At 71.3% G+C, this 24,316-nt stretch carries 28 protein-coding genes; 20 read left to right on the top strand and 8 right to left on the bottom strand.

From position 1 onward, the window contains the following. Positions 1 to 3: 3 nt before the first annotated feature. Positions 4 to 810 carry a slipin family protein gene (locus MWM08_RS02870; RefSeq protein ID WP_244457968.1) on the bottom strand — a complete coding sequence of 269 codons (807 nt, stop codon included), beginning with the start codon at positions 808 to 810 and terminating at the stop codon, positions 4 to 6. Positions 811 to 1,242: 432 nt separating this feature from the next. Here MWM08_RS02870 and MWM08_RS02865 point away from each other — a divergent pair, with 432 nt between their 5' ends. From MWM08_RS02865 to MWM08_RS02850, 4 genes are all read left to right on the top strand, one after another. Continuing rightward, on the top strand, positions 1,243 to 2,205 hold the full coding sequence (locus MWM08_RS02865) for a Bug family tripartite tricarboxylate transporter substrate binding protein (RefSeq protein ID WP_244457967.1): 963 nt from the start codon (positions 1,243 to 1,245) through the stop codon (positions 2,203 to 2,205). A gap of 300 nt (positions 2,206 to 2,505) precedes the next feature. Further along, positions 2,506 to 2,712, top strand: a complete 207-nt coding sequence (locus tag MWM08_RS02860; RefSeq protein ID WP_137126977.1) for a cold-shock protein — start codon at positions 2,506 to 2,508, stop codon at positions 2,710 to 2,712. Between the two features lie 59 nt (positions 2,713 to 2,771). Further along, positions 2,772 to 2,951, top strand: a complete 180-nt coding sequence (locus tag MWM08_RS02855) for a hypothetical protein (RefSeq protein WP_244457966.1) — start codon at positions 2,772 to 2,774, stop codon at positions 2,949 to 2,951. Between the two features lie 127 nt (positions 2,952 to 3,078). Next, the gene (locus MWM08_RS02850) at positions 3,079 to 3,309 is read left to right on the top strand and encodes a hypothetical protein (RefSeq protein WP_198369552.1); all 231 of its coding nucleotides are present in this window, start codon (positions 3,079 to 3,081) and stop codon (positions 3,307 to 3,309) included. A 12-nt stretch (positions 3,310 to 3,321) separates the two neighbouring features. Here the strand turns inward: MWM08_RS02850 and MWM08_RS02845 are convergent, their stop codons facing one another. From MWM08_RS02845 to MWM08_RS02830, 4 genes are read right to left on the bottom strand one after another with little or no spacing between them, the layout of a single operon-like run. Next, positions 3,322 to 4,692: an MmgE/PrpD family protein gene (locus MWM08_RS02845; RefSeq protein ID WP_244457965.1), complete on the bottom strand. Its 1,371-nt coding sequence runs from the start codon at positions 4,690 to 4,692 to the stop codon at positions 3,322 to 3,324. A 10-nt stretch (positions 4,693 to 4,702) separates the two neighbouring features. Continuing rightward, a complete protein-coding gene (locus MWM08_RS02840) occupies positions 4,703 to 5,677 on the bottom strand; it encodes a hydroxyacid dehydrogenase (protein ID WP_244457964.1) in 975 nt (324 codons plus the stop codon). Positions 5,678 to 5,690: 13 nt separating this feature from the next. Beyond that, entirely contained in the window at positions 5,691 to 6,293 is a 603-nt protein-coding gene (locus MWM08_RS02835) for a thiamine pyrophosphate-dependent enzyme (RefSeq protein WP_244457963.1), read from the bottom strand. Between the two features lie 4 nt (positions 6,294 to 6,297). Then, on the bottom strand, positions 6,298 to 6,849 hold the full coding sequence (locus tag MWM08_RS02830; RefSeq protein WP_244457962.1) for a thiamine pyrophosphate-binding protein: 552 nt from the start codon (positions 6,847 to 6,849) through the stop codon (positions 6,298 to 6,300). Positions 6,850 to 6,935: 86 nt separating this feature from the next. On the opposite strand from MWM08_RS02830, the gene MWM08_RS02825 reads away from it, so the two are divergent. Genes MWM08_RS02825 through arfB form a run of 3 tightly spaced genes read left to right on the top strand, consistent with a single transcriptional unit; the run spans position 6,936 to position 9,438 of the window. Next, complete coding sequence (locus MWM08_RS02825) at positions 6,936 to 8,300, top strand: ethanolamine ammonia-lyase subunit EutB (protein WP_244457961.1); 1,365 nt, start codon at positions 6,936 to 6,938, stop codon at positions 8,298 to 8,300. After that, on the top strand, positions 8,297 to 9,016 hold the full coding sequence (gene eutC, locus MWM08_RS02820; RefSeq protein ID WP_244457960.1) for an ethanolamine ammonia-lyase subunit EutC: 720 nt from the start codon (positions 8,297 to 8,299) through the stop codon (positions 9,014 to 9,016). The genes MWM08_RS02825 and eutC overlap by 4 nt, the downstream gene beginning before the upstream one ends. Continuing rightward, positions 9,013 to 9,438 (top strand): alternative ribosome rescue aminoacyl-tRNA hydrolase ArfB, encoded by a 426-nt coding sequence (gene arfB, locus MWM08_RS02815; protein WP_244457959.1) that lies wholly within the window; start codon positions 9,013 to 9,015, stop codon positions 9,436 to 9,438. The genes eutC and arfB overlap by 4 nt, the downstream gene beginning before the upstream one ends. Before the next feature lie 87 nt (positions 9,439 to 9,525). Here the strand turns inward: arfB and MWM08_RS02810 are convergent, their stop codons facing one another. Next, the gene (locus tag MWM08_RS02810) at positions 9,526 to 10,260 is read right to left on the bottom strand and encodes an SDR family NAD(P)-dependent oxidoreductase (protein WP_244457958.1); all 735 of its coding nucleotides are present in this window, start codon (positions 10,258 to 10,260) and stop codon (positions 9,526 to 9,528) included. A 127-nt stretch (positions 10,261 to 10,387) separates the two neighbouring features. On the opposite strand from MWM08_RS02810, the gene MWM08_RS02805 reads away from it, so the two are divergent. Both MWM08_RS02805 and MWM08_RS02800 read left to right on the top strand, forming a co-directional pair. Beyond that, positions 10,388 to 11,653 carry a glycosyltransferase family 4 protein gene (locus MWM08_RS02805; protein ID WP_244457957.1) on the top strand — a complete coding sequence of 422 codons (1,266 nt, stop codon included), beginning with the start codon at positions 10,388 to 10,390 and terminating at the stop codon, positions 11,651 to 11,653. Continuing rightward, positions 11,650 to 12,645, top strand: coding sequence for an asparaginase (locus tag MWM08_RS02800; RefSeq protein ID WP_244457956.1), 996 nt, complete (start codon positions 11,650 to 11,652; stop codon positions 12,643 to 12,645). Before MWM08_RS02805 ends, MWM08_RS02800 begins: the two co-directional genes overlap by 4 nt. Here MWM08_RS02800 and MWM08_RS02795 read toward each other — a convergent pair. Further along, positions 12,629 to 13,729 (bottom strand): M20/M25/M40 family metallo-hydrolase, encoded by a 1,101-nt coding sequence (locus MWM08_RS02795; protein ID WP_244457955.1) that lies wholly within the window; start codon positions 13,727 to 13,729, stop codon positions 12,629 to 12,631. The genes MWM08_RS02800 and MWM08_RS02795 overlap by 17 nt on opposite strands. Positions 13,730 to 13,780: 51 nt before the next feature. On the opposite strand from MWM08_RS02795, the gene MWM08_RS02790 reads away from it, so the two are divergent. From MWM08_RS02790 to MWM08_RS02765, 6 genes are all read left to right on the top strand, one after another. Beyond that, positions 13,781 to 14,905, top strand: coding sequence for a pyridoxal-phosphate dependent enzyme (locus MWM08_RS02790; protein ID WP_244457954.1), 1,125 nt, complete (start codon positions 13,781 to 13,783; stop codon positions 14,903 to 14,905). Beyond that, entirely contained in the window at positions 14,905 to 16,410 is a 1,506-nt protein-coding gene (locus tag MWM08_RS02785; protein WP_244457953.1) for a M81 family metallopeptidase, read from the top strand. The genes MWM08_RS02790 and MWM08_RS02785 overlap by 1 nt, the downstream gene beginning before the upstream one ends. Positions 16,411 to 16,458: 48 nt before the next feature. Next, positions 16,459 to 16,917, top strand: coding sequence for a hypothetical protein (locus MWM08_RS02780; protein ID WP_244457952.1), 459 nt, complete (start codon positions 16,459 to 16,461; stop codon positions 16,915 to 16,917). Positions 16,918 to 16,923: 6 nt separating this feature from the next. Then, positions 16,924 to 18,030 (top strand): alanine racemase, encoded by a 1,107-nt coding sequence (locus MWM08_RS02775; protein ID WP_244457951.1) that lies wholly within the window; start codon positions 16,924 to 16,926, stop codon positions 18,028 to 18,030. Between the two features lie 80 nt (positions 18,031 to 18,110). Next, a complete protein-coding gene (gene ispH / locus MWM08_RS02770; RefSeq protein WP_244457950.1) occupies positions 18,111 to 19,037 on the top strand; it encodes a 4-hydroxy-3-methylbut-2-enyl diphosphate reductase in 927 nt (308 codons plus the stop codon). Positions 19,038 to 19,083: 46 nt separating this feature from the next. Continuing rightward, entirely contained in the window at positions 19,084 to 20,061 is a 978-nt protein-coding gene (locus MWM08_RS02765; protein WP_244457949.1) for a Bug family tripartite tricarboxylate transporter substrate binding protein, read from the top strand. Here the strand turns inward: MWM08_RS02765 and MWM08_RS02760 are convergent, their stop codons facing one another. Next, a complete protein-coding gene (locus MWM08_RS02760) occupies positions 20,062 to 21,342 on the bottom strand; it encodes an MgtC/SapB family protein (protein ID WP_244457948.1) in 1,281 nt (426 codons plus the stop codon). 107 nt (positions 21,343 to 21,449) lie between these two features. On the opposite strand from MWM08_RS02760, the gene MWM08_RS02755 reads away from it, so the two are divergent. The 5 genes from MWM08_RS02755 to MWM08_RS02735 all read left to right on the top strand — a co-directional run bounded on the left by MWM08_RS02755 (position 21,450) and on the right by MWM08_RS02735 (position 24,315). After that, a complete protein-coding gene (locus MWM08_RS02755; RefSeq protein ID WP_244457947.1) occupies positions 21,450 to 22,271 on the top strand; it encodes a HesA/MoeB/ThiF family protein in 822 nt (273 codons plus the stop codon). Between the two features lie 82 nt (positions 22,272 to 22,353). Further along, positions 22,354 to 22,725 (top strand): DsrE/DsrF/DrsH-like family protein, encoded by a 372-nt coding sequence (locus tag MWM08_RS02750; protein ID WP_244457946.1) that lies wholly within the window; start codon positions 22,354 to 22,356, stop codon positions 22,723 to 22,725. A 42-nt stretch (positions 22,726 to 22,767) separates the two neighbouring features. Beyond that, positions 22,768 to 23,688, top strand: a complete 921-nt coding sequence (locus tag MWM08_RS02745; protein WP_244457945.1) for an SH3 domain-containing protein — start codon at positions 22,768 to 22,770, stop codon at positions 23,686 to 23,688. Positions 23,689 to 23,731: 43 nt separating this feature from the next. Next, the gene (locus MWM08_RS02740) at positions 23,732 to 24,025 is read left to right on the top strand and encodes an SH3-like domain-containing protein (protein ID WP_244457944.1); all 294 of its coding nucleotides are present in this window, start codon (positions 23,732 to 23,734) and stop codon (positions 24,023 to 24,025) included. Next, positions 24,022 to 24,315, top strand: coding sequence for an SH3-like domain-containing protein (locus tag MWM08_RS02735; protein ID WP_244457943.1), 294 nt, complete (start codon positions 24,022 to 24,024; stop codon positions 24,313 to 24,315). The genes MWM08_RS02740 and MWM08_RS02735 overlap by 4 nt, the downstream gene beginning before the upstream one ends. Position 24,316 lies beyond the last annotated feature (1 nt).

Below are 24,316 nucleotides of genomic sequence, written 5' to 3'. Positions count from 1 at the left end.
GCGTCAATCCTCCGGCGGCGGGTCGGGCGCTTCGGCGCCACCGCCGCCGCCGCCGCCGAGCGGCAGCAGACCGCCCGCGCCGAGCACCAGCGTGGGCGGCACCTTGCCCGGCGAGCTCGCCAGCGCCTGCAGCACGCGCAGCGCATGCAGTTCGGGGTTGCCCTTCAGCAGGCGCGCGGCATTCGCGAGCGAACGCAGCGCCGCCTGTTCGCCGCGCGCACGCTCCAGCGCGACCAGGCCCTCGCGCCTGGCGCGCTCCAACTCGGTCACCATCCGGCGAACTTCGGCGGGCAGCACCAGGTCGCGCAGCGCCACGCGCTCCACCACGATGCCGATGCGATCGAGCGCGGCCTGCACGGGGGGCAGGAACTCCGCCTCCAGCGCGCCGCGGTCGGCCAGCACGGCGTCGAGCCCGCGCGAGAGCACCGGCGCGCGGATCGCGAGTTGCACGCCGGTGTGCAACACCTCGGTCCAGCGCCCGCCGGTTTCCTCCTGCGCGCGCTTCGGGTCGGCGATCCGGTATTCCACCACCACGCCAAGCTTCACCGGGAAGCCGTCCGCGGTCAGCACGTCCTGCGCCGGCAGGATGTGCACCTGGCGCGCGGTCAGGATGCGCGTCACGTCGCGCCCCATGATGCCATGCCAGTGGCGCCCGGGTTCGAGCATCCGCTCGAACCGCCCGTTGACGTAGAGGAGCCCCGCCTCCCACGGCCAGATGGTGATGCGGAACTGCAGCACGGTGCGCAGCGCGGCCAGCGCGAGCGCTGCGCAGGCGAGCAGTGCGAAGATCCCGATCAGTGTCGTCGTCATCGGCCAGGGATAGCGCGTTCCGCATCCGTTCGGAATGGACCCGACCGCGCCCCCGGCGCCGCGGTGCCACCACGGGGGCCCGAAGCCCGCAAGGCGGCGGCGCCGCTGCCCGAAGGCCGGCGCCGGGGGGTTGGCGTGACGGGATCGAACCGCCGTTTCCAGGATAGGGCCGGCATGCATCCCGCAGGCCGGTCCCGGACAGGGACCGCGCGGCCACGGCTGGCCCGGGCCGATTGGGCCGATGCAGGCGGCGGGCTGTCAAGCGCAGGCAGCTTGCCCGGCGGCGGCGCTGGTCCGGAGGCGTCGCTGTATGCCCTGCCTCACGTCGACGTCTCTAGCGGCTTGTTTTCGCGAGCATCTTCATCCGATCAGGCGATTCCGTCGGATCGGGATCTGCACTAGGTTGCCGCAACCACAGCCGGAGCGACCCGCATGTTCCCCCGCCGCACGCTGTTCGCCGCCACCCTCGCCGCGCCTGCCGTTGCGCGGGCGCAGGGCGCCTTCCCGAACCGGCCGATCCGCGTCGTGGTGCCCTTCGCCGCGGGCGGGATCATCGACGTGGTGGCGCGCATCGTGGCCGAGCCGCTGAGCCGGCGCATCGGCCAGACGCTGGTGATCGAGAACACGCCCGGCGCGGGCAGCACGATCGGCGCGCGCACGGTCGCAAGGGCACCCGCCGATGGCCACACCCTGCTGCTGAACGGCGCGGCGCACAGCGTGATCCCGGCGCTGTTCCCCGACGCCGGGGTGGACCCGGTGACGGATTTCGCGCCCATCGCGCTGCTGGGCGAACAGCCCTTCGTGGCGGCGGTGCACCCTTCGGTGCCTGCCACCGACGTGCCGTCGCTGCTGGCGTGGCTGCGGTCCAAGCGTGGCGAGGCGACCTTCGCCACCACGGGCATCGGCGCCGCATCGCACCTGGCGGGCGAATTGCTGAAGAAGCTCGCCGGCGTGGATTTCACCATCGTGCAGTATCGCGGCACGCCGGCCGCGGTGACGGACTTCATCGCAGGGCGCGTGGAATTCATGATCGACAGCCAGACCCTGCTGGCCCCCATGATGCAGGATGGACGCGCGCGCGGCATCGCGGTGACGACCGCGCGGCGGTCGCGCATGCTGCCCGACCTGCCGACCTTCCAGGAGGCGGGTGTCGCGGGGTACGAATCCTCCTCCTGGCAGGCGCTCTATGCGCCGATGGCGACGCCGTCGGCGGTGCTGGGCGCGCTCACCGCGGCCACGCTGGAGGTCCTGGCAGACCCCGCCGTGCAGGCGCGCTATGCGGAACGCGGCGTGGAGCCGCGGCCGGGCGATGCCGCCGCCTTGCGCAACTTCCTGAAGGCCGAGATGGAGCGATGGCTGCCGATATTGCGCGCCACCGGCGCACGCGCAGGCTAGCCTTACCGCAGGTTGCCTTGGCCTGTTTCAACGCCTCTAACTGCTTGTTTTCGTGAGTATCTTCGACCGACCGGCTGATTCCATCCGATCGGGATCCGCGCCGGCCGATTGGCGTTGCGTTCGCGCCAGCGAAGGCGCATAAGTTTTTGGTCATCTCGTCCGGTCCGCGTGTCGGACCCGCTCTCCGTGCCTTTTCTATGGTTGAGCCTCAGCGAAGGATGGCCCGGCGGCGCTTGCGCTGGCCGGCATCACCACTTGGCAATCGTGCCTGGTGGCAATGACTCAACCGGAGACATCGGCATGAGCATCGGTACCGTGAAGTGGTTCAACGCGACCAAGGGCTACGGCTTCATTCAGCCGGAGGACGGCTCGAAGGACGTGTTCGTCCACATCAGCGACGTGCAGCGCGCCGGCCTGAACGGCCTGAACGAAGGCGACAAGGTCGAGTTCGAGCTGCAGCGCGGCCAGCAGGGCAAGGTTTCGGCGGGCAATCTCCGCCTCGCCTGACCCGGCCAGGGGCGGCCTTCGGGCCGCCCTTTTCCTTTTCTGACATCCGGAGAATCGCCGTGGCGCGACCGCCCAACTATGGCCAACAGCGTGCCGAGGTGAGCCGGAGCAAGCAGGCCAAGAAGGAAGCCAAGCAGCGCGAACGCGACGAAGCGGTCGCGAAGCGCAAGGCCGCCGGCTTGGACCCTGAGCCCGACACCGACGCCGACAGCACCGCCGACAAGCCGCATCGCGGCTGACGCGCTGCATTGCCCGCGCGCGGCCCGGCATTCGGTGCACGGGCGCACGCGGCGCAGTTTCCAGGACACGCGCCCCAGCGGCGCTTCCGAATCCCGCGCGCTTCGGCGCAGCGGAGGAGAGACCGACATGGCCGCCAAACCCGGCAGCAAATCCGCCTTCGTCCTGTTCGACGTATTCTATGAGGACGGCAGCCGCCGTTCCAACCGCAAGGTGCCGGCCGAGATCCTCGGCGGGCTCGATGGTGACGAACCCGCGCGCAAGGTCATCCAGGAACAGGACAACGAGATCGCCAAGGCGTCGGGCAAGCCGCCGCTCGCGATCTCCCAGCTCGTGCGCGTCGGCGGCAAGAAGAAGTAGCGCGCGGCGCCGCTATTCGGCGGCGCGCGCCTGGTTCGTCACCAGCGGCACGATCCCGGGCAGGGCCGAACCCTCCCACAGCTGCGCCAGCAGCGCCTTGGCCTGAGCGGCGCCGATCGCGTCGGACGTCAGTTCCAGGAACTTGTCGGACAGGTCGCGGTCGGTCAGCGGCGCGTCGGGGTCGCCCTTGCGCGTATGCTGGTGGCGGTTGAGCACGCGGCCATCCTTCAGCCGGATCTCGACCTTGGCCGAGCGCTTCGATGGGAAGGCGGCGGCGCATTCCGCATCGATCGCGACCGAGATGCGCGGCATCAGCGCACGGACCGCCGGATCGACCAGGCGGGCCGGTTCAAAGGCCGCAAGACGCACGCCGCCATACAGCAGCATGGTCGCGACCGTGAACTGGGTCGAGAAGCGGCAATCCTGCTCGGTCCGTGCATCCGGGCGGTCGCAGACATCCTTGGTCGCCTTGTAGCCGCCGACGGCGATCGAGACGACGTCCTCGGCCTTGAAGCCGTGCTCCAGATGCAGGTCCCGCACCGCATCGAGTGCCGCGAAGATATGCCCGCAGCAGCCATGGTTCTTCACCGTCATGTCGGTGACGGCGTAGGGTTTGCCAATCCCGGCCAGCGCCTTGTCCCACTTGCCGGTGTCCTCGCTGGTCGCGGCGGCGAAGCCGGCCGGGCCGTGCAGGACATCGAGCGCGCCGGTCATGCCACGCGACGCAGCCATGGCGGCGAGCGCGCCGGCCTCGGCCGCGTGGCCCGGATGCAGCGGCTTCGACATGCCCTCCCCGCGGAAGGCTTGCTGCAGGCCGCCGGCCATGGTGGCGGCGGTGGCGATGGCGTGCGCGGTGCGCTCGGCGTCGCAGTCGAGCAGGACGGCGACTGCGGCGGCGGCGCCGAAGGTCCCGACCGTGCCGGTGGTGTGCCAGAAATCGTAGTGCGAGGGCTGCACGGCCACGCCGATGCGGCACGACACCTCGTAGCCCGCGACGATGGAGCGCAGCAGCGCCTCCATGCCCGTGTTGTGGGACTGCGCGGCGGCGAGTGCGGCGGCAATGGTTGGGCAGCCCGGGTGATAGACGGCGTAGCGGTAGATGTCGTCGAACTCGACCGTGTGGGAGGCGGTGCCGTTCACCAGCGCGGCATGGCGCAGCGGCACGCGCCGGCCGGTCACGTAGCAGACGGCGCCGCCGCCGCCGCGCGTCTCGTCCTCGAGCGCCTCGGCCATGAGCGTGGCCGGCGCGCGCGAGCAGCCGGGCAGGGTCGCGGCGAACCAATCGACCAGCACGCGCCGTGCGTGGTGCGCGACATCGGTGGGGAGGTCGCGCGTCCGCCAGGAGGCGGCGTGGTCGGCGAGGATGATCAGCGGGTTGGTCATGACATGCTGCTCACGCGTTGCCGCGGAGCACCTCCTTGTTGATCACCACGTCGGGGTCGAGCTGTCCCTTGAAGTGCGAAAAGATACTCTCGGCGCAAGACAGGCCCATGCGGCGGGTCGATTGCTCGGTCGCCGCGGCGGAATGGGGCGACACCACCACATTCGGGAAATCCAGGAAGGGCAGCTTCGTCGTGACGGGTTCTTCCCAGAACACGTCGAGGCCCACTGCACCTAGGTGGCCGGACTTCAGCGCGGCGGTCAGCGCGCCTTCATCCACCAGCGTGCCGCGCGCGGTGTTGATGTAGGTCGCACCCGGCTTCATCGCAGCCAGGAAGGCGGCGTTCACCAGGCCGCGCGTCTCGGTGTTGGACGGGCAATGCGTGGTGACCACGTCGGCCTGCGCGAGACCCTCGTGCAGCACCTTCACCGGCGTGAAGCCCGCGCCCTTGATGGTGTTCTGCGGGATGTAGGGGTCGTGCACGAGCACGTTCATGTCGAAGGCCTTGCACAACCGCGCGACGCGCCCGCCGATCCGCCCGAACCCCACCACCAGCACGGTCTGCCCGGCCAGGTCGAAGGTGCGCATCGCGGGCTTGGGACCCCAGTCGAGCGCCTTGGTGTTGGCGTTGTAGTCCACGGTGCGCCGCGCGGTGGTGAGCATGAGCATCATCGCGTGCTCGGCGACCGACAGCGCATTGGCGTCGGGGGTGACGGTCAGCGGGATGCCGCGCTCGGTCAGGGCCTCGACATCCACCGCGTCGTAGCCCACGCCGTGGCGCGCGCAGATCGACAGCAGCGGGGCATTCGCCAGGAAGGCGCGGTCGATCTTTGTCGCGCGCACGATGATGGCGTCCGCGGTCTTCATCGGCTCGGCCAGCGTCTGCGGCGTGACGGGGTCGAGCATGGTGATGGTGTAGCCGGGTTCGGCGCGCAGGCGCTCCATCGCGTCCGGGTGCAGCGGGCGGAGGCAGACGATGTGCGGCATGCGTGCCTTCCCGTTACAGCTGATGGTGCGCGGAGGGTCCGAGGATGGCTTCCCGCATCCGGTTCTGGATGATGGACCCGTCGCGCGGCGGCAGCACGAGCTTCTTGCTGGCGGCGTCGATCTTCGCGACCGCGAAGAACGGGCCGTCACCCGAATGAATCGCGGCGCGCAGTGCGGGCACCTCATCCGGCTTTGTCACGAACATGGTGCGCTGGAAGCCCGCCCCCTTGGCCATGGTCACCAGGTCCACGCCGTGGCGCGTCGCGGTCTCCTGCATGCCGGTCTCGCCGTAGTGCTCGTTGTCCTGCACTATGATCGACAGGTTCTTCGGCGCCTTCACCGCGATGGTGGCGAGCGCGCCGATGCCCATCAGCATCTCCCCGTCACCGGTCAACACCAGCACGGGGCGCGAAGGCTGCGCCAGCGCAAGGCCCAGGCCAATCATCGCCGCCCCGCCCATCGCGCCCCACAGCGGCAGGTTCAGCGGATGGTCGCCCACCGCCGTGATGTCCCAGGCCGGCGCGCCGAGGCCGGCGATCACTGCCAGCTCCCCGCGATCGGCCAGCAGCGCGGCGGTGAGTTCACGCCGGTCGAGCTTTCCGGATGACGCCAGCATCGTCTCAGTCCTTGCCGAAGGTCTTGGCGCCGATGACGCGCTGGCCGATCAGGGTCGCGGTCGGGCGGAAGGTGTTGAAGGCCATGCGGATGGTCGCATCCACGGTGGCGGCGATGTCCTCGGGCGTATCGGCGCGGCGCACCACGGTGCCCATGGCTTCCAGCACGGGCTGCGTGGCTTCGCCCATCGGCACCTGGGCCGGGTTGAACTCGCCGAAATCGCCGCGCATCGTAACCAGCATCGGCATCGGGCAGCGATGGATCTGCGACAGCGAGAGCATGTTGATGCAGTTGCCCACGCCGGAGGACTGCATCAGCAGGATGGCCTTGTCGCCGCCCAGCCAGGCGCCCTGCATCAGGGCGATGCCTTCTTCCTCGGTGGTCAGCGTGGTGACCACGATCTCGTTGTCGGCCAGGCAGCGTTTGATCAGGCGCGAATGCCCGGCATCCGGCACCAGGCAGACCTGGCGGATGCCATGCTTCTTGAGCAGGTCGTAGATCTGGTCGGGCCAGGATGCGGTGGCATCCGGGGCCTTGTCGATCGCGTCGGCGTCCATGCGTTTCCTCGGTATTTCCGGCGGCGCATCCTAGGGCCACGCGCCGGGCTGGCAAGCCGCCCCCAGGGCGTGGCATCAAGCCTGCCATGCCTTTCGCGCAGAGCATCGCCGGCACGCGTTACGTCTTCGACGACCTGAAGACGCTGTTGGCGCGCGCCACGCCGTTCCGGTCGGGCGATGCGCTGGCCGGCGTCGCGGCGGCATCCGCGGCGGAGCGTGTGGCAGCGCAGCGCGCCCTGGCCGACCTGCCGCTCGTGCATTTCCTGAGTGAGGCGGTGATCCCCTACGAAGCGGACGAGGTCACGCGCCTGATCCTCGACCGCCACGACGCCGCCGCCTTCGCGCCGCTGCGCAGCCTGACGGTGGGCGGCTTCCGCGACTGGCTGCTGGCGGCGGAGCCCGACGCGGTCACGGCCGTCGCGCCCGGCTTGACGCCGGAGATGGTGGCGGCGGTGTCGAAGACCATGCGCGTGGCGGACCTGATGCAGGTGGCGGCGAAATGCCGCGTGGTCACGCGCTTCCGCAACACCATAGGCCTGCCGGGAACGCTGTCCATCCGGCTGCAGCCGAACCACCCGACAGACGACCCGCGCGGCGTCGCAGCCGCCGTGCTGGACGGGCTGCTGCTGGGCGCCGGTGATGCGGTGATCGGCGTGAACCCGGCGACCGACAATGTCGAGGCGGTGATCGGACTGCTGCGGATGCTCGACACCGTGCGTGAACGCTTCGACATCCCGACCCAGACCTGCGTTCTGTCCCACGTCACCACCACGATGCTGGCGATGCAGCGCGGCGCGCCGGTGGACCTGGTGTTCCAGTCGATCGGCGGGACCGAGGGCGTGAACACATCCTTCGGCGTGACACTGGCGCTGTTGCGCGAGGCGCGGGAGGCCGCGCTGGCGCTGGGCCGCGGCACGCTTGGTGACAACGTCATGTACTTCGAGACCGGCCAGGGCAGCGCGTTGTCGGCGGACGCGCATCACGGCGTGGACCAGCAGACGATCGAGGCGCGCGCCTATGCCGTGGCGCGCGAATTCGCGCCGCTGCTGGTCAATTCCGTGGTCGGCTTCATCGGCCCGGAATACCTGTTCGACGGCAAGCAGATCCTGCGCGCGGGGCTCGAGGACCATTTCTGCGGCAAGCTGCTCGGCCTGCCGATGGGCGTCGATGTCTGCTACACCAACCACGCCGAGGCCGACCAGGACGACATGGACGCGCTGCTGGCCTGCCTGGCGGTGGCCGGCGTGACCTATGTGATGGGCGTGCCCGGGGCGGACGACGTGATGCTGGCCTATCAATCCACCTCCTTCCATGACGGGCTCACGGCGCGCGCGATGCTCGGCAAGCGGGCGGCGCCGGAATTCGAGGATTGGCTCGCGCGGATGGGCATTGGCGCCGATCACGACCGCATTCCCGCACGGCTGTCGCCGGCGCTGATCGGTCTCGCGTGAGCGCGCCGGCGCTCTGGCGCGACCTGCGCCGCTTCACCGATGCGCGTGTGGGGCTCGGGCGCGTCGGCACGGCGCAGCCGACGGCGGCGCATCTCGACTTCCAGGAGGCGCATGCGCGGGCGCGGGATGCCGTGTGGTCGTTGCTCGACATCCCGGCGTTGGAAGTGGCGATCGCGCGGCCGGTGCTGCGCGTGTGCAGTGCCGCGGCGGATCGGCGCGAGTACCTGCTGCGGCCCGACCTCGGGCGGCGGCTGGCGCAGGATTGCGTGCTGCCTGCCGCGCCCGGCTGCATCGCCCTGGTCGTGGCGGACGGGCTGTGCGCGACGGGCGTGCAGCGCCACGCGCCAGGCGTGCTGGAACTCCTGGTCCCGGCCTTGCCCCTGCCGGCCGGGCCGTTGGTGGTGGCGCAGCAGGCGCGCGTGGCGATCGGCGACGAGATCGGCGAGGCGATGGGCGCCGCGGCCGTGGTGGTGCTGATCGGCGAGCGGCCGGGCCTGTCGGCGACAGACAGTCTCGGCCTCTACATCACCTGGGCGCCGCGGCGCGGGCGTACCGACGCAGAGCGCAACTGCATCAGCAATGTGCGGCCCGGCGGCATGTCGTATGCCGATGCTGCGGCCAAGGCCGCCTGGTTGTTGCGCGCGGCGGCCGCGCTCGGCGCGACCGGCGTGGCGCTGAAGGACGAGATGCCAGCCACCGCCCTTCCTGCACCATGACGATTCGCATCACCGCCCGCATCGCCATCGAGGAGGACGAGCTGCAGGAGGACTTCCTGCGCGCCTCCGGCCCCGGCGGGCAGAACGTCAACAAGCTCGAGACCGCGGTGCAGCTGCGCTTCGACGCCATGGCCTCGCCCAACCTGCCGACCACGATGAAGGAACGCCTGGTCGCGCTGGCGGGGCGGCGCATCACCAAGGACGGCGTGCTGGTCATCACCGCGCAGCGCCACCGCACGCGGGAGCGCAACCGGGAAGACGCGCTGGAACGACTGGTCGCGCTGCTGCGCGAAGCCGCCACGCCACCGCCCCCGCCACGGCGGGCCACCAAGCCGACCCGTGCGGCAAAGGCGCGGCGCGTGGACGAGAAGACGCGCCGTGGTGCGACCAAACGCCTGCGCAGCACGCGCCCGGACGACTAGCCGCGTGTCCGCTCACCGCAACGCTTTTCGAATATTCTCGAAAGCACCATTCCCCGACCAGGCGCTTCCACCTGACCGGGGACTGCGCTAGCCGAGCATCTGGCCGCCATCGACCACGATGGTCTGACCCGTCACCCAGCGTGCCAGGGGCGAGGCGAGGAACAACGCGACATCCGCCACTTCCTCCGGCACGCCGAGCCGGCCGAAGGGAATGCTGGCCAGGATGCGCTCGTACAGCGCGGGGTCCTCGGTGCGCCGCGTCTCCCACGTCCCGCCGGGGAACTCGATCGACCCTGGCGCGATGGCGTTCACGCGCACGCCGTCCGCCGCGTACATGGAAGCCTGCGAGGCGGTGTAGTTGATCACCAGCGCCTTGACCGCGGCATAGGCGGGCGAGCGCCGCGTCGACGCCAGCCCCGAGATCGAGGTCGTGTTGACGATGCACCCGCGCGAGTCGCGCAGATGCGGCAGCGCCGCGTTCGAGGCGCGCACCGTCGCCATCACGTCGATGTCGAGGCTGCGCTTCCAGGACTCCTCGGTATCCGGCATGCCGAAGCCCGAGGCGTTGTTGACCAGCACGTCGATCCCGCCCAGGGCCTTCGCCGCGGCAGCCACCCAGGCGGCGACCTGCGCGGCATCCCCGAGGTCGGTCGGCACGACATGCGCCACGCCCTCCGCCTGCAGGGCCGCCAGGCCATCCGCCCCACGCGCGCAGGCCGAGACCTTCGCGCCGGCACGCGCGAAGCCCAGCGCGATCGCCCGCCCGATGCCGCGGCTGCCGCCCGCCACCAACACGCGCCGTCCCGCAAAATCGAATTCCATCACAACCATCCCTTGACCGGTCGGCGGGTATCCTGGCGCCGGCGCGCGCCGCAGGCCAGACGCAGGTTGCCGCAGGCACAGAATGACGGCATCAAGCAGCCGGGGCGCAACAGGGGAGACGGGCTCGGTGGTCCAGGCGCTGTTCATTCACCAGAACTTCCCGGGCCAGTACCGGCACCTCGCACCGATCATCTCGCGCCGGAAGGGCGCGCGGGTGATCGGCCTCGGCGAACGCGCCAACCAGTCGCCGCCGGGCCCGCAGCACCTGCGCTACCCCGCACCCGAAGGCGCGGGCGAGAAGACGCACCGCTACCTCCGCCCCGTCGAAGCCGCGGTGCGCCGCGGCCAGGCGGTGGCGCGCGCGCTGATGGGCCTGAAGCAGAAGGGCTTCGTGCCCGACATCATCTGCTGCCATCCCGGCTGGGGCGAAGGGCTGTACCTGCGCGACGTCTTCCCCGACACGAAGCTGCTGCAGTACTGCGAGTTCTACTATCGATCGACGGGCGGAGACGTAGGGTTCGACCCCACGCAGGAGGTCACGCTCGACGAGGCCGCGCGCGTGCGCACGCTGAACATGACGCAGTTGCAGTCGCTCGAAGGGACGGATTGGAGCGTTTCCCCCACGCTGTGGCAGCGCAGCCGCTATCCGGATTACATCCAGGCGCGCACGTCGGTGGTGCATGAAGGGGTCGACGCCAACTTCGCCACGCCGAACGGGGCGTCCACCGTGAAGCTGCCGGACGGGCACACGGTGACCAAGGGGCAGGAGGTGGTGACCTTCGTCTCGCGCAACCTCGAACCCTATCGCGGCTTCGACGTCTTCATGCGCGCCCTGCCCGAGATCCTCGCGCGCCGCCCGAACGCGCATGCCGTGATCGTGGGTGGCGATGAACGCGGCTATGGCCGCCTGCCCGCCGACGGCAAGTCGTGGAAGGCGACCATGATGGCCGAGGTCGGCGACAAGCTCGACATGGCGCGTGTGCACTTCACCGGGCGCATTCCGCATGAGGGCCTGGTGGCGCTGTTCCGCATCAGCAGCGCCCATGTCTACTATACTTATCCCTTCGTGCTCTCGTGGTCGCTGGTCGAGGCGATGGGCTGCGAGGCGTTGATCATCGGATCGGACACGCCGCCGCTGGCGGAGGTGATGCGCCACGAGCACAACGGCCTGATGCTGCCCTTCTTCGACCACCAGCGCATGGCGGACGCTGTGGTGGATGCGATCGCCAACCCCGACCGCTACGTGCCGCTGCGCAAGCAGGCGCGCCGCACCATGCTGGAACGCTTCGACCTGCACGCGCTGTGCCTGCCGCGCCAGGTGAAGCTGTTCGACGCGGTGCTGGAGGGCCGTCCGGGCAGCAGCGCCGTGCCCCTGCCGGAGTCGGTGTCATGACCTTCGTGCCGATGGCCGAGATCCGCCGCGGCGGCATACTGGAAAGCCTGCATCACGGCGTGGCCGTGGTGGCGGATGCGGACGGACGCATCCTGCAGTCCTGGGGCGATCCGTCCTTCGTGACCTTCCCGCGATCGTCCCTGAAGCCCTTCCAGGCGATCCCGTTGGTCGAAAGCGGCGCGGCGGATGCGGCGGGGCTGACCGAGGAACACCTGGCGCTCGCCTGTGCATCCCACAGCGCGGAGGATTTCCAGGTCGCGCTGGTGCGCGGCTGGCTGGAACGGCTGGGGCTGACCGACGCCGCCCTGGTCTGCGGGCCGGACCTGCCACGCGCGCAGTCCGACCAGATCGCGGTGATCCGCGGCGGCGGCGACCGCTCGCGTGTGTTCCACAATTGCTCGGGCAAGCATTGCGGCTTCCTGACGCTGACGAAGCACATTGGCGCGTCCGTCGGCGGATACGCGGACCCGGCGCATCCGGCGCAGCGCCTGTATCTGGAAGCGTTCAGCGAATTGCTCGGCGAGGATGCGGCGCGCCTGCCGCGCGGCGTGGATGGTTGCGGGCTGCCGGCGCTCGCGCTGCCGATGGCGACCATGGCGCGCGGCGCCGCACGCTGGGCGGCGGCACGTGTCGCGACCGATGCACGCCGCACCGCGATCCGCCGCCTGCAATCGGCCATTCGCGCCTACCCCGACCATCTGTCCGGTCGTGGCTCCTCGACGGGGAAAATCGTCCGCGCCAGCCAGGGCCGCGTGCTGCTGAAGGGTGGCGCGGAGGGCTACGTGGTCGGCTTCGTGCCTGAGGAAGGGCTCGGCATCGCGGTCAAGCTGGCGGATGGCACGGCGCGGGCGAAAATGGGCGTCTTCGCGGCGCTGCTGGGCCGGCTCGGCCTGGTGGATGCGGCGGAGTCGCTCACGCAGGACATCGAAGGCGCCATCAACGACAGCAACGGCCGCCCGGTCGGCGAGGTCCGCGTCACCCTGCCGGCGTAGCCGCCAGCATCCGCCGGAACAGCGGTACCGCGGCGACCAGGTCCGCCACCGCCACGCATTCATGCGGTGTATGTGCCGTGGCGATGGTGCCAGGACCCATCACGATGCAGGGGGCCAGGTCCTGCAATTCGCTGGCGTCGGTGCCGTAGGGGGCGGTGCGCGCGGCCTGGCCGGTCTCGCGCACCGCCAGCGCCACCAGCGGATGGTCGGCCGGCAGTTCGGGCGGCGTGCCTTCGCGCTTTTCGGTGAGCGTCACGCCGGTGCGCGCGGCAGCGTCCTTCACCGCGGCTTCGATCGGCGCGTAGTCCACGTTGCGGCTGCGGCGGAACTTGATGCGCACGGTCGCCTTCGCGACTGTCACGTTCACCGCAGTGCCGTGGTTGTCGATGACCAGGTTGAAATCGCTGAAAGGCGGATCGTAGCCGGCATCGTGATAGGCCGGGTCGTGGCGAAGGCGTTCGAACACCGCCTTCATCTCTGCCAGGAACGGGATCAGCGCCCAGTTCGCATTGGTGCCCTGCCCGGTCGACGAATGCGCCTGCACGCCCGTCGCGACGGCGGTGTATTCGATATGGCTGCGATGCCCGCGCACCGGCAGCAGCCCCGTCGGTTCCGCCACCACGATCCCGCGCAGGCCCAGCGCGCGCGCGGCATCCGATGCGGCGATGGCGCGTGCGCCCTGCTTGCTGGTTTCCTCATCCGTGGTGATCAGCAGGGTCGCCGGCACGCTCTCGGGCAGGCCCCGCGCTGCCACGATGCAGGCGGCGACCGGCCCCTTCATGTCCACGCTGCCCAGGCCATGCAGCACGCCATCGACCACGCGCGGCGACCACGGATCGGTCCAGCCTGTATCAGGCACCGTATCCATGTGACCGGACAGCGCCAGGCCACCTTTCGGCCCGCGATGGGCCACCAGAGCGCGCTTGGCCACGCCGTTGGCATCCGCGTAGTCCACGCGGGCGATGTCGAAGCCCGTCAGCTCGGCCTCGATGCGTTCGGCGAGCGGCAGGTTGGACACGGAGGACCGGCTGTCGATCGCGACAAGGTCGGCGGCGAGGCGCAGGACGGCATCGGCATCGTTCATGGCCTCAGCATCCCTTGCCGCGCGCGGCCGGGCAAGCGAGGCTGCGCCGCCATGACCGACATCGCCTATCTCGACCCCCGCACGGGGCGCACCTATCCGCTGGACACGCCGCGCTGGTGCGGCGATGACCAGGCACCGCTGCTGCTCACGCCGCTGCCCGGCATCACGCGCGATGCAATCCGCACCGAGGATCGTTCGCTGTGGCGGTACGCCGCGGCGCTGCCCTTCATCCCCGACGACCCCATCACCATGGGCGAGGGCTGCACGCCGCTGGTGCCGCGCGTGATCGGCGGTGCCTCAGCCTTGTTGAAATGCGAGTGGTTCGCGCCGACCGGATCGTTCAAGGACCGCGGCGCTTCGGTGATGCTGTCGCTGCTGCGCGCACAGGGCGTGACGGAGGTGCTGGAGGACTCCTCCGGCAATGGCGGCGCCGCGGTCTCGGCCTATGCGGCCGCCGGTGGCATGGCGGCCACCATCTTCGTGCCCGCGAGCACATCCCCCGCCAAGACCGTGCAGTCGCGCGCATCCGGCGCCACCATCCGCCTCATCCCCGGCAGCCGGCAGGATTGCGCCGATGCCGCGCTGGCCGAGGCCGCCAACATCTTCTACGCCAGCCACAACTGGCACCCGTTCTTTCTGCACGGCACCAAGACGCTGGCCTATGAACTGTGGGAGGACCTGGGCTTCACCGTGCCCGACAATGTCATCGTGCCCTGCGGCGCGGGATCGAACGTGCTGGGCTGCGGTATCGGCTTCGACGAATTGCTGCGCGCCGGCGAGATCACGCGCCTGCCGCGCATCTTCGCCGCGCAGCCGGCGAACTGCGCACCCATCGCGCGGGAATTCCTCGGCCTGCCCGCGGTGGCCGCACAGCCCACCATCGCGGAGGGCACCGCCATCGCGCAGCCGCTGCGCAGCGTCGAATGCGGCGAGGTACTGACGCGCTCCGGCGGCGGCGCGGTGATGCTGACCGAAGACGAGATCGCCGCCGCGACGCTCGAACTCGCCCGCACGGGGATCTACGTCGAACCGACCTGCGCCCAGGCAGCCGCGGCCTTCGCGCGGTTGCTGGAAGCCGGCACCATCCGCGCGGACGAGACCACCGTGGTCGTGCTCACCGGCACCGGCCTGAAATCCACGCCGCGCATCGCCGAGATGTTGGGAGTGACCATCTGATGCCCGGACCGCGCATCGCCATCCTCGGCTTCTCGATCGAGTGCAACCGCTTCGCGCCCCCAGCGCGCCGCGCCGATTTCGACGGCCGCTGCTACCTGGAAGGCGCCGACATCCTGGCCGAGGCCGCGAAGCCCGCCCCGCGCGCGCCGGCCGAACTCTCCGGCTTTATCGACGGCATGAACGCGACCGGCGATTGGACGCCGCTACCCGTCATGATCGCCGCCGCCGAACCGAATGGCCCGGTGAACCAGGACGATTTCAACGCCATGATGGCGACCTGGCGCGCAGGGCTCACGGCGCTGCGTGGCCAGGTGGACGGCGTGTATTCCATCATGCACGGCGCCGGCCTGGCCGAGCATGACCACGACCCGGAAGGCACGCTGCAGTCGCTGGTGCGCGAGGTCCTCGGCGACATCCCCTTCGTGTGTTCCTACGACCTGCACGCGAACGTGTCGGGCCGCATGGTCGCGACAGTCGATGCCTTCGTCGGCTACCGCACCAACCCGCATCTCGACATGCATGAGCGCGGCGCGGAATGCGCGCAACTGCTGCGTCGGCTGCTGGCCGGCGAGCGCTTCCACCGCGCCCATCGCCGCCTGCCCATCGTCTCCCCGCAGACCGCGCTGCTGACGGCGCAGGGACCCTATGCGGAGGTGATCGACCTCGGCCAGGAAATGGCGGCGAAGGACGCGCGCATCGCCAATGTCTCGGTGATGGCGGGCTTCTCCTATGGCGATACGCCGTTCAACGGGCTGTCGGTCATCGTCACCGCCACCGACCCCGATGCGGCCGAGGCGCTGGCACAGACCCTGGCCGAGGCCGCCTGGGACCGCCGCGCGCGCTTCGTCGCCAACCTGACCTCGCTCGACGACGCGGTGCGGTTGGCGAAGGAAAGCCCGGTGCCGCTCGCCTTCGCCGATGTGGCCGACAATCCCGGCGGCGGCGGCCGTGGCAACACCATGTGGATCCTGGACGCTTTCCACCGCGCCGGCGTGCAGGATGCGATCATCGGCATCATCGCCGATGCGCCACTCGCCGCCGAGGCCCATGCGCTCGGTGTCGGCGCACACTTCACCGCGCGCTTCAACCGCGCCGTCGCGGCTGATGATGCCTTCTCCAAGCCCTTCGCGGCGGTGGCCGAAATCCGCGCCCTGTCCGACGGCAAGGTCACGGGCCGGCGCGGCATCTTCGCAGGGCGGACCGTGCTGCTCGGCCGCACCGCCTGGCTGCAGATCGGCGGCATCGCGGTGGTGGTGATCGAAGGGCGCACGCAATGCGCCGACCCGGTCTTCCTGGAACATCTCGGCCTCGACATCGGCAAGGCGCGTGCGGTGGTGGTGAAGTCGCGCGGCCATTTCCGCGGCGGCTTCGACGAGTTCTTCCAGCACGAGCAGATCGTGGAAGTGGATTGCCCCGGCCTTACCTCCCCGAACCTCGCCACCTTCCCCTGGAAGCACCTGCCGCGCCCGGTGCTGCCGATGGACCCGCAGGCGCGCTGGCCCTGACGCCCGGCGCGCGGTAAGCGTGCCGCTACCCCGACCCGGAGACGCGCCATGCGCCCCCTGCTGCTTGCCCTGTCGCTGACGCTCGCGCTGCCGGGTGCGGCCGCCGCCAACAGTGCCTTCTGCACCGCGCTCCATCAGGCGGTGCAGGCGGCGCAGTCGCGCTTCGACTGGATGCCGCGCACCGGGCGCAACATCCCGGGCTCGATCGAGGAACGCCACGGCACGCTCCAGACCCCAGGCGGCGGGCCGCGCGGCGTGTTCTACGCCGTGATGGCGCGTCACGACGCCCGCCAGCCGCCCGACCCGACGCAGGACCGCTTCCGCGCCCTGCAGCACGAAATCGGCGCCTGCCTCACCGACGCCTCCTTCCAGGGCGTGACGGAAGGGCAGGGCGGCGCGCAGGCATCGTGGACCACGCCATACGCCGTGGTCGGCCTGCGCCGCGCCGCTGGCGGGCGGGAAGTGCCGGATTCCATCGTCGAACTCTCGATCGCCTCGCGCTGGTAGACCGCCATGACGCTGGATGACCTGCCCACGCCCTGCCTTGTGCTCGACCTGGCGATCCTGAAGCGCAACCTGGCGCATATGGCAGCCGCGGTGGCGCGGCATCCGGGCCTGGTGCTGCGCCCGCACATGAAGACCGCGAAGTCGATCGCGGTGGCGGACCTTGCCGCGCCCGGCAAGGGGCCGATCACCGTCAGCACCGTGGCCGAGGCGCGCTACTTCGCCAGCGGCGGCTTCCACGACCAGATCTACGCCGTGGGCATCACGCCGGCGAAGCTGGATGCCATCGCCGCACTGAACGCGCAGGGCGGCGACGTGAAGGTCATCACCGACGATGCCGATGTCGCGGCGGCCATCGCCGCCCATCCGGGGCCGCTGCGCGCGCTGGTCGAAGTCGATTGCGGCGAGGGCCGCGGCGGCGTTGCTCCCGATTCCAACCTGCTGACCGAGATCGCTGGGCGCCTCGGTGCGCGCTGCGCCGGCATCATGACCCATGCCGGGCATTCCTATGCCGAACGGTCCCGGCAGGGCCTGGAAGCGATCGCCGAGGCCGAACACCGCGGCGCCGTCACCGCCGCCGCCCGCCTGCGCGCCATGGGTGCCACGGTGGATGTCGTCTCGCTGGGGTCATCCCCAACGGCGCTGTACGGCCGCGACATGGGCGGCGTGACCGACGTGCGCGCCGGCGTCTACATGTTCGGCGACCTGTTCCAGGGCCAGATCGGCACGCATGGGCTGGACGACATCGCCGTCACGGTGCTGACCGCCGTCACCGGGCGCAAGCCCGACCGCAACGCCGTGCTCGTGGATGCCGGCGCCATCGCTCTGTCGAAGGACCGCAGCACCGAAAAGGCACCGAAGGACTATGGCTTCGGCCTGATGCTCGACATCGACGGCCGGCCGTCCTTCGGCGACGCGATCGTGGTGCGCACCCACCAGGAGCATGGCGAGGTGCGCGGCGAACATCCGCTGCCCTTCGACACCCTGCCGATCGGCGCCCTGGTGCGCGTCGCGCCCAACCACACCTGTCTCACCGTCGCAGCCCATGACCGCTACCACCTGGTCGATGGCGGACGGGACGTGATCGCCACCTGGGACCGCGTCAACGGCTGGTGACGTCGCGCCGCGATTCCGGTTGAATTCCCCCCCGGCCGGGCCGAAATCATGGCCTGTCCGAACGGGAGGGACTCACGGGCATGCGGGTGGTTCTGGCTCAGCCGCGCGGCTTCTGCGCCGGCGTTGTCCGCGCGGTCGAAATCGTCGAACGCGCGCTGCAGAAATACGGCCCGCCCGTGTATGTCCGGCACGAGATCGTGCACAACCGCCACGTCGTCGAGGACCTGCGCGCCCGCGGCGCCGTCTTCGTCAAGGAGGTCGAGGAAATTCCGGTCGGCGCCGTCGCCGTCTTCTCCGCCCATGGCGTGGCCCGCAAGGTCGAGGGCGAGGCGGCGCTGCGCCAGCTGGATGTGCTCGACGCCACCTGCCCGCTGGTCACCAAGGTCCACAACGAAGGCCGGCGCTACGCCGCGCAGGGCCGCGCCGTGGTGCTGGTGGGCCATGCGGGCCATCCGGAGGTGATCGGCACCATGGGCCAGATCGACGCGCCGGTGCACCTGGTCGCGACCGCGGCCGAGGTGGAGGCGCTGCCCTTGCCGCGCGACACGCCCGTCTCCTTCATCACCCAGACCACGCTGTCGGTCGACGACACGCGCGGGGTGATCGCCGCCATTCGTGCACGCTTCGACGACGTGACCGGGCCCGATACGCGCGACATCTGCTACGCCACGCAGAACCGCCAGACCGCCGTGCGCGAACTGGCGCGCATCGCGCCGGTGGTGCTGGTGGTGGGCGCGGCGAATTCGTCGAACTCCAACCGCCTGCGGGAAATCGCCGCGGAATGCGGGGCGCGCGCGTATCTCATTGCGGATGCCGCGGCGCTGGACCCGGCCTGGGTCGACGGCGCGACGGCCGTGGGCGTGACCGCCGGCGCCTCCGCACCCGAACGCCTGGTGGAAGACCTGGTGGCGCGGCTGCGCAGCCTCGGCGCGGCATCGGTGGAAGCGCTGCCCGGCATCGTCGAGGACGTGACCTTCCGCCTTCCCGCGAGCCTCGCCGCAGAGTAGGGAAACGCAGCCCGGCCAACGGGCATCCCGCCGGAGAGACACGTTCATGCTGACCCGCCGCCGCCTTGCTGCCCTGCCGCTGCTGGCCGCCCAGACCATCGCCCCCTTGGCCGCCCGCGCGCAGGACTGGACCCCTACCCGCCCGATCCGCATCGTGGTCGGCTTCGCCGCCGGAGGCGCGACCGATATCAGCACCCGCACCATCGCGCCCAAGCTGCAGTCGCTGCTCGGCCAGCCGATCGTGGTGGACAACCGCCCCGGCGCGGGCGGGAACCTCGCGACCGAGACGGTGGTGCGCGCCGCCCCAGACGGCAGCACGCTGCTGATGGGCACGATCGGCGCGCTCGCGATCAATCCGACGCTGTATCGCAGCCTGCCGTTCAATCCGCAGACCGACCTCACGCCCATCGCCATGGCGGGCAGCGTGCTGAACGTGCTGGTGGTGCCGGTGGACCGCCCCTGGCAGACCGTGGCGGACCTGGTGGCGGCGGCGCGCGCGCGGCCGGACACGCTGTCCTATGGCTCGTCGGGTGTGGGCGGCGCGGGGCATCTGGCGGGCGCGCTGCTCGACCAGATGGCGGGCATCCGCACCATCCATGTGCCCTATCGCGGCGGCGGGCCGCTGATGACCGACCTGCTGTCGGGCAAGACCGACTTCGCCTTCTCCACCGCGCCGACAGCATTGCCGCAGGTCGAAGGTGGGCGGCTGCGCGCGCTCGCGGTCGTCACGCCGCAGCGGTCCGCCATGCTGCCGAACCTGCCCACCGTGGCCGAGACGCTCCCGGGCTACGAGGTCGCGAACTGGTACGCGCTGGTCGGGCCGAAGGGCCTGCCGGCCAGTATCGTCGCGCGGTTCAACACGGCGATGCGCGACACGATGGCCGATGCCGAGGTCCGCGCCCACCTCGCGCGCCACGGGGTCGAACCCCTGCCCGGCAGTGCCGAGGACCTGGCACGCTTCATCCGCGTCGAGACCGACAAATGGGCGCCCATCGTGCGCGCCAGCGGCGCGACGGTCGACTGATCAGCGCAGCGCCGCGACCAGCAGCGCCGCGCCGGGCGCAAGACCGGCAACCGACCCCAGCACGACCCATTGGGCATGGCGCGCGGACCCCAGCGCCAGCGCATAGGCCGCCTTGGCCACGATGTTGCTCGCCACCGCCACAGCGACCGCCTGCGCCGCGACCGCCTCGCTGATCGTGGCGGGCGCGAGCGCCGGGACGGACAGCGTGATGGCGTCCACATCCGTCAGCCCGGTCACCGCGGCGATCAGCAGGACGGCGCCGCCACCAAGCCGCTCCGCACCGAACTTCGCCGCAGCGCCGACGCCCGCAAGCAGCAGCGCCATGCGGAGCACCGCCCCGATCTCGAAGGGGTTGCCGGGATCGGCCGGGCCATCCGCAACGCTCGCGCGCCGTCGTGCGAGCAGAAGCGCCACGACGCCCATGCCCGCCGCCGCGGCGACCAGCGCCGGGCCGAGCAGCCGCCCCGTCGCCGGCGCAACCAGCAGCGCCAGCCCTGCCGTGCGCAGGCAGGACACCGCGCCTGCCACCAGCGATCCCGCCGCCAGCCCGGCCGCCGGCCCGCCCTTCGCCGCCGCCGACGCGTTCGACAGCGTGACGGCGGTGGACGACACCAGCCCCCCTGCCGCCCCCGCCAAAAGCAACCCGCGATGCCCACCGCCCAGCTTGACGCCGAGGTAGCCGAGGAACGACACCCCCGCGAGCAGGATCGCCAGCATCCAGACCTGGTGCGGGTTGACGCCCGCCAGCCAGCTGATCGGCGCATCCGGCACCAACGGCAGCGCCACCAGCGTCATCGACAGCAGCAGGATGGCGGAGCGCAGCTCGACCCAGGTGATGCGCGCCATCAGCCCATGCAGGCTCTCGCGCGCCGCGAGCACGGCGGTCATCGCAACCGCGGCGGCGCCGGCGGCGGGCGCCTCGCCGGCCACGGCCAGCGCGCCCAGCGCATAGGTGCCGATCGCCGCCACCTGGCTGGTGGCGCTGAAGCGGCCCTCGGCATCGGCCTCGCGCAGGGCGAAGGGCAGCAGCGCGGCCATCAGCGCGAACAGGCCGGCGGAGAGCAGCACCGCGCCGCCAATGGGCCCGAGCGGGGTGGCCACCGCCGCCACCACGCCGCCCGACAGGCCGACCAGCGCGAAGGTGCGCACGCCGGCGGTGCGGCGGCCGGCGGCTTCGTCGCGTTCGCGCCAATGGCGCTCGGCGCCCACCAGCAGACCGATCGCGAGAGCGACCGCTAGGCGGCGGATGAGATCCTCGCCGTGCAGGTCGGCCCCGGTCACGTGCGCGCAGTCTCCATGTGGCGCATTTCGCGCCCTGCACGCCGCCCACACAAGCGCGCAGCACGCATGGCTTGCGTGCCCCGCCCCGGCGCGCCCATATCCTGCCCATGGATCTCGACTTCACCGAGGCGGAGCTGCACCGCTATTCGCGTCACATCCTGCTCGAGGAGGTCGGCGCGATCGGCCAGGCGAAGCTGCGCGCCGCGCGGGTGCTGGTGGTCGGCGCCGGAGGGCTCGGTTCACCGCTCACGCTCTATCTCGCGGCGGCGGGGGTCGGCACGCTGGGCCTGGTCGACGACGACACGCTCGAATTATCGAACCTGCAGCGCCAGGTTGCGCACACCACCGCGCGCATCGGCCGCAACAAGGCCGAGAGCGCGGCCGAGACGCTGCGCGCCCTAAACCCCGAGACGCGCATCGATATCCACGCGCGGCGCATGGATGCCGAGGCCGCGCGCGACCTGATCCCGCGCTACGACATCGTCTGCGACGGCACCGACAATTTCGCCACGCGTTTCCTGCTGGGCGACGCCTGCCACCTGCTGGGCCGCCCGCTGGTCAGCGCGGCGGTGCTGCGCTTCGAAGGCCAGCTCAGCGTCTTCGCCGGGCATGACGGCGCGCATCCCTGCCACCGCTGCCTGCATCCCGAACCGCCGCCGCCGGGCCTGGTGCCGACCTGTTCGGAAGCCGGCGTGCTGGGTGCGGTCACCGGCGTGATGGGCACGCTGCAGGCGACCGAGGTGCTGAAGCTGATCCTGGGCATCGGCGACCCGCTGATGGGCCGGCTGCTGCTGTGGGATGCGCTGGATGCCCGCTTCCGCACCGTGCGGCTCAAGCGTGACCCGGGCTGCGCGCTGTGCGGCGACCACGCCACGATCCGCGACCTTGCCGCGCACGACGGCGCGGCCGCGCCGGTCTGCGCGGCGTGACGGTGCACGGCAGCGCGGCGCGCGGCGATGGGTGGCAGGCGCAAGCCGAGCACCGCGTGCGTGCCGGCGAGGCCGCTCGGCCATGACGCCGCTCGGCATCCTTCTCGAATCCGGCAGCCATCCGCGGGCACATTATGCGCTGGTGGTGGCCGCGGGCGCGGCTGCGCTGGGGCGCGAGGTCGTGCTGTTCGCGACCAACACCGGCTGCCTGATGCTGGCGGACCCCTGCCCGCTGCTGGCTGATCCGCGCGAGGGCACCCTCGTCGCGCGCGGTGTCGCCGGCATCGCGACGCTGCGCGAGGCCTGCGTCGAGATGGGCGTGCGCATGATCGCCTGCGAAGCCGGGCTGCGCGCCGAGGACCTGGCGGCGATGCCGCTGCTGCCGGGTGTGGAGGTGGCGGGCATCGCGACCTTCCTCGGCGCGGTCGGGGCCGGGCAGGTCGTCACGCTCTAGCATCGCTTGACCCCGCCCCGCCCGGGGGAGGACAGAGGGGCCATGACAGCCCTGCGCCGGATCGGATTCGCGATGGTCGCGCTGCTTGGCGCCACACCGGCGTGGGCGCAGACGACCGCGCCGGGCAGCCTGCCGCCGCCGGTGCGACCCGGTGCGCCGGCCGCGCCCAGCGCCCCGGCCGCACCAACGCCGCCACGCCCGGCAACCCCTGCGCCGACGCCGCCACGCCAGGCAGCGCCCGCCCCGACGCCGCGCCAGGCGACGCCCCCAGCGACGGCGCCGCGCCCGCCAGCCACCGCGCAGCGCCCGCCGGCCTCGACCGCGCCCGTGGTGCGCCCCCCAGCCAGGCCCGATGGGCGCGCACCGGGCGCCACCGCCCGCCAGGGCCAGCCGAACCAGCGCGGCCGCACGGCCGCCGGCGCCGCTGCCGGGGCTGCCGCCGGGGCGGCCGGCGCCGCGGGCGCGACCCGCACGCCCGAACCCACGCCCGCCCCGGCACCGCCGCCGGATCCGCAGCCCTCGGTCGGTTCGGTCACCAACCTGCCGCTGCCGCGCTTCGCGGCGCTGCGCTCGGACGAGGTGAACCTGCGGGCCGGCCCCGGAACGCGGTTTCCGATCGAATGGACCTACCAGCGGCGCGAATTGCCGGTGGAGATCACCCGCGAATTCGAGCTGTGGCGCCGCATCCGCGACCCCGAGGGCACCGAGGGCTGGGTCCATCAATCTACGCTGATGGGCCGGCGCAGCGCGATCGTGCGCGGCGCGCCGAGCAGCGAGACCGCGCTGCGCCGCCGCCCCGAGGCCGACAGCCCGCCGGTCGCGCGCCTGCGTCCCGGCGTGGTGGTGCGCCTGCGCCAGTGCGAACTGCGCAGCGCCTGGTGCGAGGCGCAGGCCGGCGAATACCGCGGCTACATCCTGCGCTCGGAGGTCTGGGGTGTCTCGGCCGATGAGGAAGTGAAATAGCGCGCGCTGGACCATCCGGCGCGCACCGGCCTAACCTTCTGCCATGCCAGACGATCGCCCGATCCCCGCCATCCACGACATGGGCGGCATCGCCCGCTTCCACTGCACGCCGGTCGAGCACGACGAGGCGCCGCCCGACGCCTTCGGCAAAAAGGTGGATGCGCTGCGCCAGCTGCTCGCGCAGAAGAAGCTGATGACGGTGGACGAGCTCCGCCGTGGCATCGAGAGCATCCCGGAGGCGGAGTATTTCGCGCTCGGCTACTACGAGCGCTGGCTGCGGTCGATCACCGCGCTGATGGTCGAGAAGGGCATCGTGGAGAAGGACATCCTGCCATGAGCGACGCCCCGATCTTCGCCCCCGGCGCGCAGGTGCGCGTGAAGGACGACTGGCCGGAGCGCCGCGGCCCCTGCCACATCCGCACGCCGCACTACATCCGCGGCCGCACCGGCACGGTGGTGCGCCCGCTCGGTGCCTTCGCGAACCCCGAGGACCTCGCCTTCGCCCGACCCGCCCCGAAGCGCACCCTGTATCATGTCCTGTTCGAGCAGCCGCCGATCTGGAACGAGGGCAAGCCGGGCGATACCGTGATGGTCGAGGTCTTCGAACACTGGCTCGAGAGGGCATAGC

It is taken from the genome of Roseomonas fluvialis (assembly GCF_022846615.1).
In the GTDB taxonomy this organism is placed as follows: domain Bacteria; phylum Pseudomonadota; class Alphaproteobacteria; order Acetobacterales; family Acetobacteraceae; genus Neoroseomonas; species Neoroseomonas fluvialis.
The sequence above is the reverse complement of the archived record's forward strand: the minus strand, read 5'-3'. Positions and strand labels throughout refer to the sequence as shown.

Bases quoted from the DNA above. Each gene is read 5' to 3' on its own strand.
- MWM08_RS02750 (WP_244457946.1), top strand. From the start codon at position 22,354: ATGACGCCGCTCGGCATCCTTCTCGAATCCGGCAGCCATCCGCGGGCA.
- MWM08_RS02835 (WP_244457963.1), bottom strand. From the start codon at position 6,293: ATGCTGGCGTCATCCGGAAAGCTCGACCGGCGTGAACTCACCGCCGCG.
- MWM08_RS02845 (WP_244457965.1), bottom strand. From the start codon at position 4,692: ATGACCAACCCGCTGATCATCCTCGCCGACCACGCCGCCTCCTGGCGG.
- ispH (WP_244457950.1), top strand. From the start codon at position 18,111: ATGCGGGTGGTTCTGGCTCAGCCGCGCGGCTTCTGCGCCGGCGTTGTC.
- MWM08_RS02825 (WP_244457961.1), top strand. From the start codon at position 6,936: ATGCCTTTCGCGCAGAGCATCGCCGGCACGCGTTACGTCTTCGACGAC.
- MWM08_RS02765 (WP_244457949.1), top strand. From the start codon at position 19,084: ATGCTGACCCGCCGCCGCCTTGCTGCCCTGCCGCTGCTGGCCGCCCAG.
- MWM08_RS02800 (WP_244457956.1), top strand. From the start codon at position 11,650: ATGACCTTCGTGCCGATGGCCGAGATCCGCCGCGGCGGCATACTGGAA.
- MWM08_RS02850 (WP_198369552.1), top strand. From the start codon at position 3,079: ATGGCCGCCAAACCCGGCAGCAAATCCGCCTTCGTCCTGTTCGACGTA.
- MWM08_RS02870 (WP_244457968.1), bottom strand. From the start codon at position 810: ATGACGACGACACTGATCGGGATCTTCGCACTGCTCGCCTGCGCAGCG.
- MWM08_RS02830 (WP_244457962.1), bottom strand. From the start codon at position 6,849: ATGGACGCCGACGCGATCGACAAGGCCCCGGATGCCACCGCATCCTGG.
- MWM08_RS02755 (WP_244457947.1), top strand. From the start codon at position 21,450: ATGGATCTCGACTTCACCGAGGCGGAGCTGCACCGCTATTCGCGTCAC.
- MWM08_RS02780 (WP_244457952.1), top strand. From the start codon at position 16,459: ATGCGCCCCCTGCTGCTTGCCCTGTCGCTGACGCTCGCGCTGCCGGGT.
- MWM08_RS02790 (WP_244457954.1), top strand. From the start codon at position 13,781: ATGACCGACATCGCCTATCTCGACCCCCGCACGGGGCGCACCTATCCG.
- MWM08_RS02865 (WP_244457967.1), top strand. From the start codon at position 1,243: ATGTTCCCCCGCCGCACGCTGTTCGCCGCCACCCTCGCCGCGCCTGCC.
- MWM08_RS02785 (WP_244457953.1), top strand. From the start codon at position 14,905: ATGCCCGGACCGCGCATCGCCATCCTCGGCTTCTCGATCGAGTGCAAC.
- arfB (WP_244457959.1), top strand. From the start codon at position 9,013: ATGACGATTCGCATCACCGCCCGCATCGCCATCGAGGAGGACGAGCTG.
- MWM08_RS02740 (WP_244457944.1), top strand. From the start codon at position 23,732: ATGCCAGACGATCGCCCGATCCCCGCCATCCACGACATGGGCGGCATC.
- MWM08_RS02840 (WP_244457964.1), bottom strand. From the start codon at position 5,677: ATGCCGCACATCGTCTGCCTCCGCCCGCTGCACCCGGACGCGATGGAG.
- MWM08_RS02775 (WP_244457951.1), top strand. From the start codon at position 16,924: ATGACGCTGGATGACCTGCCCACGCCCTGCCTTGTGCTCGACCTGGCG.
- MWM08_RS02745 (WP_244457945.1), top strand. From the start codon at position 22,768: ATGACAGCCCTGCGCCGGATCGGATTCGCGATGGTCGCGCTGCTTGGC.
- MWM08_RS02735 (WP_244457943.1), top strand. From the start codon at position 24,022: ATGAGCGACGCCCCGATCTTCGCCCCCGGCGCGCAGGTGCGCGTGAAG.
- MWM08_RS02795 (WP_244457955.1), bottom strand. From the start codon at position 13,729: ATGAACGATGCCGATGCCGTCCTGCGCCTCGCCGCCGACCTTGTCGCG.
- MWM08_RS02810 (WP_244457958.1), bottom strand. From the start codon at position 10,260: ATGGAATTCGATTTTGCGGGACGGCGCGTGTTGGTGGCGGGCGGCAGC.
- MWM08_RS02860 (WP_137126977.1), top strand. From the start codon at position 2,506: ATGAGCATCGGTACCGTGAAGTGGTTCAACGCGACCAAGGGCTACGGC.